8 protein-coding genes are annotated in these 9986 nt (G+C 69.5%); 3 read left to right on the top strand and 5 right to left on the bottom strand.

What is annotated here, in order from left to right; translation table 11 throughout:
• The first annotated feature begins 67 nt into the window (after nt 1-67).
• Together VFQ84_RS12210 and VFQ84_RS12205 are read left to right on the top strand one after the other, a co-directional pair.
• A complete protein-coding gene (locus VFQ84_RS12210; protein WP_325131911.1) occupies nt 68-1387 on the top strand; it encodes a hemolysin family protein in 1320 nt (439 codons plus the stop codon).
• Nucleotides 1388-1423: 36 nt separating this feature from the next.
• Complete coding sequence (locus VFQ84_RS12205) at nt 1424-2026, top strand: exopolysaccharide biosynthesis protein (protein WP_325131910.1); 603 nt, start codon at nt 1424-1426, stop codon at nt 2024-2026.
• Here VFQ84_RS12205 and VFQ84_RS12200 read toward each other — a convergent pair whose 3' ends face one another.
• From VFQ84_RS12200 to VFQ84_RS12190, 3 genes are all read right to left on the bottom strand, one after another.
• Nucleotides 2027-4147, bottom strand: a complete 2121-nt coding sequence (locus tag VFQ84_RS12200; RefSeq protein ID WP_325131909.1) for a putative bifunctional diguanylate cyclase/phosphodiesterase — start codon at nt 4145-4147, stop codon at nt 2027-2029.
• Nucleotides 4144-5073 carry a phosphate/phosphite/phosphonate ABC transporter substrate-binding protein gene (locus tag VFQ84_RS12195; RefSeq protein WP_325131908.1) on the bottom strand — a complete coding sequence of 310 codons (930 nt, stop codon included), beginning with the start codon at nt 5071-5073 and terminating at the stop codon, nt 4144-4146. Before VFQ84_RS12195 ends, VFQ84_RS12200 begins: the two co-directional genes overlap by 4 nt.
• A gap of 61 nt (nt 5074-5134) precedes the next feature.
• Nucleotides 5135-5905, bottom strand: a complete 771-nt coding sequence (locus tag VFQ84_RS12190; RefSeq protein ID WP_325131907.1) for an RNA methyltransferase — start codon at nt 5903-5905, stop codon at nt 5135-5137.
• A 103-nt stretch (nt 5906-6008) separates the two neighbouring features.
• Between VFQ84_RS12190 and VFQ84_RS12185 the strand changes: the two genes are divergently transcribed.
• Nucleotides 6009-6815 (top strand): inositol monophosphatase family protein, encoded by an 807-nt coding sequence (locus VFQ84_RS12185; protein WP_325131906.1) that lies wholly within the window; start codon nt 6009-6011, stop codon nt 6813-6815.
• A 314-nt stretch (nt 6816-7129) separates the two neighbouring features.
• On the opposite strand, the gene secF is transcribed toward VFQ84_RS12185, so the two are convergent.
• Nucleotides 7130-8050 carry a protein translocase subunit SecF gene (secF, locus tag VFQ84_RS12180; RefSeq protein ID WP_325131914.1) on the bottom strand — a complete coding sequence of 307 codons (921 nt, stop codon included), beginning with the start codon at nt 8048-8050 and terminating at the stop codon, nt 7130-7132.
• Nucleotides 8051-8104: 54 nt separating this feature from the next.
• The gene (gene secD / locus VFQ84_RS12175; protein ID WP_325131905.1) at nt 8105-9982 is read right to left on the bottom strand and encodes a protein translocase subunit SecD; all 1878 of its coding nucleotides are present in this window, start codon (nt 9980-9982) and stop codon (nt 8105-8107) included.
• Between the last annotated feature and the right edge of the window lie 4 nt (nt 9983-9986).

Below are 9986 nucleotides of genomic sequence, written 5' to 3'. Positions count from 1 at the left end.
GCATAGTTGCGCCTTCCCCCACGCTCCCTGACCCAAGGAAACCCGCGCCGGCCCCGTCCGGCAGCCCATGACCCTGGAACTCGCCCTCGTCCTGCTGTTGATCGTCTGCAACGGCTTCTTCGCGCTGTCGGAAATGTCGGTCGTGGCCTCGCGCAAGCCCAAGCTGCGGCAGATGGCCCAGGACAGCCGCCGGGCCAAGACCGCGCTGGAGCTGGCCGAGCATCCCGAACGCTTCCTGTCCACGGTGCAGGTCGGCATCACCTCCATCGGCATCCTCACCGGCGTGTTCGGCGGGGAAAGCATCGGCAACCGCGTGGCCGACATGATCGCGCCGTTCGGCCTCGACCCCGAGCTCACCCAGGGCATCGGCACCGGCGTCGCGGTCACTCTGATCACCTACTTCAGCATCATCATCGGCGAGCTGGTGCCCAAGCGCATCGCGCTGCTGGCGCCCGAACGCATCGCCAGCGTGGTGGCCGTGCCGATGAACGCCATCTCGCTGGTGGCAACGCCCTTCGTCTACCTGCTGTCGCTGAGCACGCGCACCCTGATGCGCCTGTTCGGCCTCAACCGCGGCGGCGACAACCAGGTGACGGAAGAAGAGATCCGCCTGCTGGTGGCGGAAAGCCACGAACAGGGCGTGATCGACGCCGACGAACGCAACATGATCAACCGCGTGCTGCGCCTGGGCGACCGCAGCAGCGCCGGCCTGATGACGCCGCGCACCCGCATCGTCTGGCTCGACGCGTCCGCCAGCACCGAGGAAAACCTGGCGACCATGCGCGAGACGCCGTATGCGCGCTACCCGGTCTACCGCGGCAGCGACGCCGACGTGCTGGGCATCCTCGAGGTCAAGACCCTCACCGGCCTGCTGGGCGCCAGCGCCACCACCACGCCCGACCTGTTCCGCGAGCTGCGCCCGGCGCTGTTCGTCTCCGAGTCCACCCACGCCCTGAAGCTGCTGGAGATCTTTCGCGAGGAACAGCAGACGATGGCCCTGGTGGTCGACGAGTACGGCGACATCCAGGGCATGGTCTCGGCCAACGACCTGCTGGGCGCCGTGCTGGGCCGGGTGCAGGCGACCGAGAACGAGGACGAGGAGGCGCTGGTGGTGACCCGCGCCGACGGGTCGCTGCTGGTCGATGGCCGCCTGTCGAGCGAGGAGCTGCGCGAGGTGCTGTCGGTGAACGCCCTGCCGGGCGAGGAAGAACACGACTATCACACGGTCGCTGGCATGGTGATCGCGCGTTTCGGCCGCATCCCGCACGCCGGCGAGCTGTTCGACTGGGAAGGCTGGCGCTTCGAAGTGGTCGACCTCGACGGTGCGCGCATCGACAAGCTGCTGATTTCAAGGCTGCCGTTCGCCGAGGATGCCCCGGCAATTTAGGGCCGATAAAGCCGGCCCCCCACAGACTCCGGCCCAATGAGCCCAGAAATCAGCACCCGCGCCCTGCTCCACGCCCTCGCCGAGGGACGCGCCGGGCATTCGCTGACCCTGGGCGACCTGCTCGACCAGTTCCGCGCCCGGGCCTTCGGCGTCTTCCTGCTGATCGCGGTGCTGCCGGCCTTCGTGCCGCTGCCGATCGGTGCCGGCGCCATCAGCGGGCCGCTGGTGTCGCTGATCGGCCTGCAGATGCTGTTCCAGCTCGCGCATCCCTGGATCCCGGGCTTCCTGTCCCGGCGCGAACTCTCGCGCGAGGGCGTCGAGAAATTCCGCAACCGCACCGCGCGCCTGCTGGGCTGGCTGGAGAAAGTCAGCCGGCCGCGCGCCGAGGGCGTGATCGACCACCCCGCCGCGCGCGCCTTCACCGGCCTGCTGCTGGTGCTGCTGGGCTTCCTGCTGGCGCTGCCGCTGCTGGCCACCAACTACCCGTTCGGGCTGATCCTGCTGGCCTACGCCATCGCCCTGGTCGAGCGCGACGGCCGGCTGATGCTGGTGGCCTGGGCGCTGGGCCTGGCCGAACTGGTGGTCGTTGGCTTCTTCTCGGGGCAGATCGCCGTGTGGATCGGCAAGCTGGTCAGCTGATCACTCGGCGAAGCGGCGCTTCATCTCCGCGGCCGGCATCGGCCGGCCCAGCCAGAAGCCCTGGCCCTGGTCGCAGCCGCGCTCGCGCAGCACCTCGTACTGGCCCTCGGCCTCGATGCCCTCGGCCACCACGGTGATGCCCAGCGAATGCGCCATGGCGATGATGGCCGAGGTGAGCGCCAGGTCGTCGGGGTCGCGCAGGACGTCGGCGACGAAGCTGCGGTCGATCTTGACGCCGTCCACCGGCACCCGGCGCAGGTGGCTCAGCCCCGAGAAGCCGGTGCCGAAGTCGTCCAGCCACACCTTCACGCCGGTGGCGCGCAGGCGCGAAAGCAGCGCGCTGGCCTGGACCTCGTCGCCCAGCACCGCGGTCTCGGTCAGCTCCAGGTGCAGCTGGCGCGGCAGCACGCCGGTGGCCGCCAGCGCGCTGGCCACCACGTCGGGCAGGTCGCCGGTGCGCAGCTGGCGCGGCGAGATGTTCACCGACACGAACGGCGGCTCCATGCCCGGCAGCGACCAGGTGGCGGCGTCCTGGCAGGCCTGCACCAGCACGTGCCGGCCCAGGGTTTCGATCAGCCCGCTCTGCTCGGCCACTTCGATGAACACCGACGGCGGCACCACGCCCAGGCGCGGGTGCTGCCAGCGGCACAGCGCCTCGGCGCCCATCAGGCGGCGGTCGGCCAGGCGGTAGATCGGCTGGTAGTGCAGGCTCAGCTCGCCGCGGTCCCAGGCGCCGCGCAGCTCCTCCTCCAGCTGCACGCGGCGCTCGACCGCCTGGTCCATGGCCTTGGAGTAGAAGCGGTAGCAGCCCTTGCCCGCGACCTTGGCCTGGTACATGGCGATGTCGGCGTTCTTGAGCAGCTGGCCGGCGCTGGCGGCGTCGAAGGGGAACAGGGTGATGCCCACCGAGGCGCCCAGGAACACCTGGCGCCCGCGCAGCACCAGCGGCCGCTGGATTTCCTCGATCAGCGACTCGGCCAGGTGGCCCGAGCTGGCGCGGATGTCGTCGGCCATGAACAGCACGATGAACTCGTCGCCGCCGAAGCGTGCGATCTCGGCGCCAACGCCGCCCAGGCGCTCGACCGCCATGCGGATGCGCATCGACAGCTGGCCCAGCACTTCGTCGCCGGCCTCGTGGCCGAGGGTGTCGTTGACGCGCTTGAAGTCGTCGAGATCGACGAACAGCAGGGCCAGCTCGCCGCTGCTGGCCTGCAGGGTGAGCAGGCGGTCGTCGAGGGCTTCGCGGAAGGCCAGGCGGTTCGACAGGCCGGTCAGCGAATCGGTGTAGGCCATGCGGCGGATGTCGCGGTCGTGGCGGGCGACCGACTCGCTCATGCGGGCGAAGGCGCGCACCAGCTCGCCGATCTCGTCCTGGCGGTCGGACGAGACCTGGACGTCGGCATAGCGGCCCTGCTCGATGCGCGCGGCGGCCTCGGCCAGGCCGCTGATGGGCTGGACGACGCGCCGCTGCAGCAGCCCCATGGCGGTGACGCCCATCGCGACCAGGGCCGCCATCAGGGCCAGGATCCAGCCCAGGTGTTCGTTGCTGGCGTCCTGCAGGCGCTCGGCCAGCGGCTCCAGCATTTCCTGCTCGCGGCGATTGGCGCTCTCGCGCGAGAGGCCGACGCGGACGCCACCGATGCGTTCGCCGCCGATGCGGATGGGGCTGGCGACGTCGAGCAGCTTGTCGCTCCACTGGCCGTGCACGCCCTCGGCATTGAGCGCTTCGTAGGCCATCGGATCGGACATCGGCTGGCCGAAGGCGGGGATGTCGCCTGAGCCGTCGTGCACGACCTGGCCCTCGGCGTCGTGGATGACCACGTAGACCACGTCGGGCTGGCGCAGGGTGGCACGGGCGAGCTCGCCCAGCTTCGCCAGGTCGAGGTAGTACAGCGGGTTGGTGGCGGCGTCGGCGAGCTGGCTCGACAGCGTCTGGCCGCGGCCCAGCAGGCCTTCGCGGGCCAGTTCGCGCATGGCGCTGGCGCTGAGTTCGCGGGCGTCGCGGCTGCTCGATTTCTCGTGCAGCCACAGCGCCGCCACCAGTGCGGCGACCACCAGCATCATGCCGAACATGATCAGCAGCAGTTCCCCGCGCAGGCCCAGCTTCACCGGCAGCTTCATTCCAGGGCCTCGCGGATCTCGCGGGCGCCGCGGCGCAGCTGCTGCAGCTGGACCTGGGCGGCGGCGTCAGGCTCGTAGAAGCCGGTGGTGCGGAAGAACTGCCGCAGCGCGTCGCGCGCCTGCGGGTCGGTGCTGGCGCCCAGCAGCACTTCCTTCAGGCGGGCCTCGACGTCGGGCGCCATGTTGGCGCTGACCAGCTCCATCGCGCGCGGCACCGGCTCGGTGGTGTGGATCACCACCAGGTCGCGGCGGAAGGCTTCGGACACGCGCTGCAGCTGGTCCCAGTCCTGGTCGCTGAAGCCGCCGGCGTCGACCAGGCGCTTGTGCACCCAGGCCGCCAGGTTGGCGTCGGTATTGGCGAAGACGTAGCCGACGCTGCCCGGCTCGCGGCCTTCGAGCGGCGAGACCATCAGGCCCATCGGCAGGCGCCGCCGGCGCAGCGCCATGGCCGGCACCAGGTAGGCGCTGGTGGAGGACGGCGACTGGAAGGCGATGGTCTTGCCCAGCAGCTGGTCGAGGTCGGTGATGCCGCTGTCGCGGCGCACGAAGATGACGCTGCGGTATTCCCGGGCGCCGCTGCGCTCGGTCAGCAGCAGCGGCCGCGCGCCGACCCGGTCGGCCAGCAGCAGGCCGGTGCCCGGCGTTTCGGTGACCCAGTCGACCTTGCCGCGGCGCAGGTAGCTCATCATCTGCTGCGGGTCGCGGGCCATCAGCACGCGGCCCTGGGTGATGCCGACGGTGCGCATGCGCGGCACCACGTAGTCGAGCAGCGGCTTGAGCTGCTCGTGGTGGCGGCGCGGGTCGTCGCTGATGCGGCCGAGCACCAGCACGCCGTCGGCGGCCGGCGCCGGGCCGGCCAGCAGCAGGAGCAGGAGCAGGAACAGACGCCGGAGGCCTGGCTTGGGGCGGGGTTGCTGTGGCGTCACGTAGGGCTCGGGGGCATCGGGACTTCGGGTGGCCTACTGTATGCGCCCCGCCGCGACCGCGCTAGGCGCGACCGCCCCGGGCCAGCCGGGCCATGCGCTGGGCCTCGGACAGGATGCCGCGCAGGATCTTGAGCTCGCGCGCGTCCAGGCCGGCCCGCAGGTACAGCCGGCGCAGGCGCGACATCACCATTTCCGGCGGCTTGCCCTTGTGGAAGTCGATGTCGTGCAGGGCCTGGTCGAGGTGCCGGAAATAGCCCTCGAGTTCGTCGGCCGTGGCCGGCGGCTCGGCGTCCACCGGGGGCATGGGGCGACCGGACGGCAGCCCGCCCCCGGCGCGGGCCAGCACCGCCAGCCGCAGTTCGTAGGCCAGCACCTGCACCGCGGCCGCCAGGTTGAGGGAGCTGAAGCCCGGATCGGTGGGGATGCCCACGGTGAAGTGGCAGCGCTGCAGCTCGGCGTTCTCCAGCCCGGTGCGCTCGCGGCCGAACAGCAGGGCCACCGGGCCCTGCCCCGCGGCCTCGACCAGGCGCTCGGCCGCCTCGCGGGGCGCCAGCTCGGGCAGGGGCACGTGCCGGCGCCGGGCGCTGGTGCCCAGCACCAGGTGGCAGCCGGCCAGGGCACCGTCCAGGTCGGCATGCACCGGGGCCGCGGCCAGCAGGTCGTCGGCGCCGGCGGCCAGGGTGTTGGCCTCGGGGTCGGGGAACCGCTCGGGCGCGACCAGGTGCAGGGCCGACAGCCCCATGGTCTTCATGGCGCGCGCGGCCGAGCCGATGTTGCCGGGGTGCTGGGTGCCGACCAGCACGATGCGGAGATTGGGAAGGCCTTCGATCATGGTTTTAGAGGCCCCGTTCAGGGCAACCTGTTATCCTTTGCGCCGCGCCGGCTCGACCGGCCCCTTGTTCTCTTCACAATCCAGCGGACCTTTGGACGGGCATATGCAGAAACCTGTCGTCAACGTCATGGTCAAGGCGGCCCGTTCGGCCGGCAACTTGATCCTGCGCCACATGAGCAAGCTCGACAGCCTGAGCGTCTTCGAGAAATCGAAGCAGGACTACGCGAGCGAAGTCGATGCCCAGGCCGAGGCGGAGATCATACGCGAGCTGCGGCGCGCGTTCCCGGACTACGCCATCCTGGCGGAGGAGTCGGGGGCGATGGGCTCGGGCCGGCACACCTTCATCATCGATCCGCTGGACGGGACCTCCAACTTCCTGCGCGGCTACCCGCACTTCTGCGTGTCGATCGCGCTGTGCGAGGGCGGCGAGCCGATCCATGGCGTTATCTTCGACCCGCTGCGCAACGAGCTGTTCACCGCCTCGCGCGGCGCCGGCGCCGTGCTCAACGACAAGAAGATCCGCATCGGCGAGCGCAAGGACCTCCACGGGGCCATGCTGATCACCGGTTTCCCGCCGCGCGAGCGCAAGCGCCTGGCGCCCCACCTGGCGGCGCTGGAGGCCGTGCTGGGCGAGGCCGAGGACATCCGCCGCACCGGTTCGGCGGCGCTGGACCTGGCCTACGTGGCCTGCGGCCGCGCCGACGCCTACTTCGAGGCCGGCGTGAAGCCCTGGGACATCGCGGCCGGCCTGCTCCTGGTCCGCGAAGCCGGCGGCCGCGTCTGCGACTTCCGGGGTGGCGGCGACAAGCTGCTGATGTCGGGCCAGATCGTCGCCGGCAACCTCAAGATCACCGAACACCTGCAAAAGGCCATCGTCTCGAGCAACTACGCCGCTGCGTTCTCCGTTTGATCTGGCTTTTAAAAGCCTTGAACACGGATAAAGGCGGATGAGCACGGATAAAAGCGGATAGGGCCGAAGCGATGGGAGTGGCTCTTCGCACCCCATCCCAAGACGCCTCTCCAGCAGATTTTCTTGCCGCGATTCCGCCGAGGCGAGTTAAAAAAAAAGCCCAACGAAAAAGGCCCGCCGATGCGGGCCTTTTTCGTGCTTGCGTAGCCCCCCTTGGTAAGGGGGGCGCGCCGAAGGCGCAGGGGATGGGAAGTGATGAGCCCGGGGCCCACGATTTGCAAAGCAAATCGTGGGGTAATACCGCGAATGCGGTATTACGGCCGTCGAGCGAGCTCGGCTTCGATGTCGTCCCTGGCGCGCGGCATCAGGTCCTGCTTGGTGACGCCCATCAGCATCAGCAGCGGGCAGGCCACGAAGATCGAGGACAGGGTGCCGAACACGATGCCGATCATCTGCGACTCGGCCATGCCCTTGAGCGACTCGCCGCCGTAGAGGTACAGGGCCAGGATCGTCAGGAAGGCCACGAACGACGTGATGATCGTGCGCGACAGCGTCTGGTTGACCGACTTGTTCAGCACCTCGCGCGGCTCGACCTTGAGGCTGCGGAAATTCTCGCGGACGCGGTCGAAGACCACGATGGTGTCGTTGATCGAGAAGCCCATCACCGACAGGATGCCGGCCAGCACCGTCAGGTCGAATTCGTGCTGGCTGAGCGCGAACCAGCCGCAGACCACCAGCAGGTCGACCAGGGTGGTGATGATGGCCGCCACCGCGAACTTGAACTCGAAGCGCGCCCAGATGTAGGCCAGGAAGCCCAGCACCACGAAGATGGCCGCGTAGACGCTGTTGAGCGCCAGCTCGTTGCCGATCTGCGGGCCGACGAAGTCGCTGCGCAGCACCGTGCCCGGGTTGCCGTCGGGCTGGGCCGCCGCCAGGATCGCCGCGCCGCTGTACTCGCGCTGCGTGCCCGTGGCCTCGTCGCCGGTCTCCTGCGGCTGCAGGCGGATGACGATGTCGTTGCCGGCGCCGAAGGTCTGCACCACGGCCCCGCTGTAGCCGGCGGCCTCCAGGCGCTCGCGCACCTGCTCGACGTCGACCGGCTGGGCGAACTCGATCTCGGTGGCGGTGCCGCCGGTGAAGTCGAGCGCGTAGTTGAAGCCGCGGATCCCGATCAGGGCCAGGGCCGACAGGCACAGCGTCGCCACCACCGCCAACGCGACGTAGCGGGTGCGCATGAAGTTGATGTTGCTATTGGACGGGAAAAGTTCCACGCCGCCTCCAGGAATGCGTTAGATCGAGATCTTGGCAAGCTTCTTGCGCTTGCCGTAGATCAGGGTGGCGATGCCGCGCGAGACCGAGACCGCGGTGTACATCGAGGTCAGGATGCCGATGATCAGCGTGATGCCGAAGCCGCGGATCGGGCCGGAGCCGAACACCGCCATCGCCACGCCGGCCAGCAGCGCCGTGGTGTTGGAGTCGGTGATCGTGCCCGATGCCTTGTCGTAGCCATTGGCGATGCTGGCCAGCGGCGTGTTGCCGTTGCGCAACTCCTCGCGGATACGTTCGTTGATCAGCACGTTGGCGTCGACCGACATGCCTACCGTGAGCGCGATGCCGGCCAGGCCAGGCAAGGTCAGGGTGGCGCCGATCACCGACATCACCGCCACCACCATCAGCAGGTTCAGCAGCAGCGCCAGGTTGGTGACGATGCCGAAGGTCTTGTAATAGACCAGGAAGAAGGCCAGCACGAACATGAAGGACCAGAACACCGCCGACAGGCCGCGCTCCACGTTCTCGGCGCCCAGGCTCGGGCCGATGATGCGCTCCTCGATGATCACCATCGGCGCCGCCAGCGAACCCGCGCGCAGCAGGCGCGCCAGCTCGGTCGCTTCCTGCTGGCTCGACAGGCCGGTGGTCTGGAAGTTCTTGCCGAACACGCCCTGCAGGGTGGCGGCGTTGATCACTTCCTCGCTGACGCGGAAGCTGAGCACGTCCTTGCCGTCGACGGTGCGCACTTCCGGGATCGATTCGATGTAGACCGCCGCCATCAGCTGGCCGACGTTGTCGCGGGTATGCGCCAGCATGCGGTTGCCGCCGGCGTTGTTGAGCTCGATCTGCACCGCGAAGCCGCCACCCTGCGTATCGGGATTGGAGGTCGCATTGACCAGCTGGTCGCCCGACACGATGACCCGGCGCGAAAGCAGGATCGGCCGCGGCTTGCCGTCGGGGCCCAGCTCGCGCATGTAGTAGAGGCGGGCATTGGCCGGCACCGCGCCGGTGCGCGCGGCCTCGGCCGCCTTCAGGCCGTTGTCGACCACATGGCGGTATTCGAGGGTGGCGGTGGCGCCGATCAGCTTGCGGGCCTCGGCGGTGTCCTGCACGCCCGGCAGCTGCACGACGATGCGGCTGTCGCCCTGGCGCTGGATCACCTGCTCGCCGACGCCCAGGGCATTGATGCGGTTGTCGAGCGTGCTGCGGTTCTGCTCGATGGCGCCGTCCATGATCGCCTGGATCTGGGCCGGGGTGATGCGGGCCAGCAGCCGCTCGGGCTGGGCCGGGTCGACGATCAGCTCGAGCTCGGGCGCGTCGCGGCCGATCGCGGCGCGCACGCGCGCCATGTCGGCGCCATCGCGCAGCAGCACCTGGATGCCCTCGGGGGTGCGGGACACGCTGGTGTAGGCGAACTTGCCGTCGCGCAGGATCGCCGAGATCTCGTCGGCGAAGCCATTGGTGCGCTTGTCGATCGCCGCCTGCTGGTCCACTTCCAGCAGGAAGTGCACGCCGCCCTGCAGGTCCAGGCCCAGGGACATCGCCCGGGCGCCCAGGAAGCCCAGCCAGTCCGGCACGGTCGAGGCCAGGTTCAGCGCGACGGTGTAGCTGCGGCCCAGCTCCTTGCTGATCAAGTCATAGGCCTGGGTCTGGCGCTCGGGGGTGGCGACGCGCACCACCAGGCTGCTGCCTTCGATCGCGACCGACTTGGTCTCGATCTTGGCCGCCTCGAGCGCGCCGCGGACCCGCAGCACCAGCGCGTCATCGACGGCGCTGCCGCGGTTGGCGGCGATCTGCACGGCCGGGTCCTGCGGGTACAGGTTGGGCAGCGAGTAGAACACCGACAGCGCGATCACTAGCGCGGCGACGAGATATTTCCACGTGGGGAACTGGAGCATGGGC

Source organism: Arenimonas sp. (genome assembly GCF_035721105.1).
Lineage (GTDB): Bacteria > Pseudomonadota > Gammaproteobacteria > Xanthomonadales > Xanthomonadaceae > Arenimonas.
This window is presented reverse-complemented; position numbering and strand designations above follow the sequence as displayed.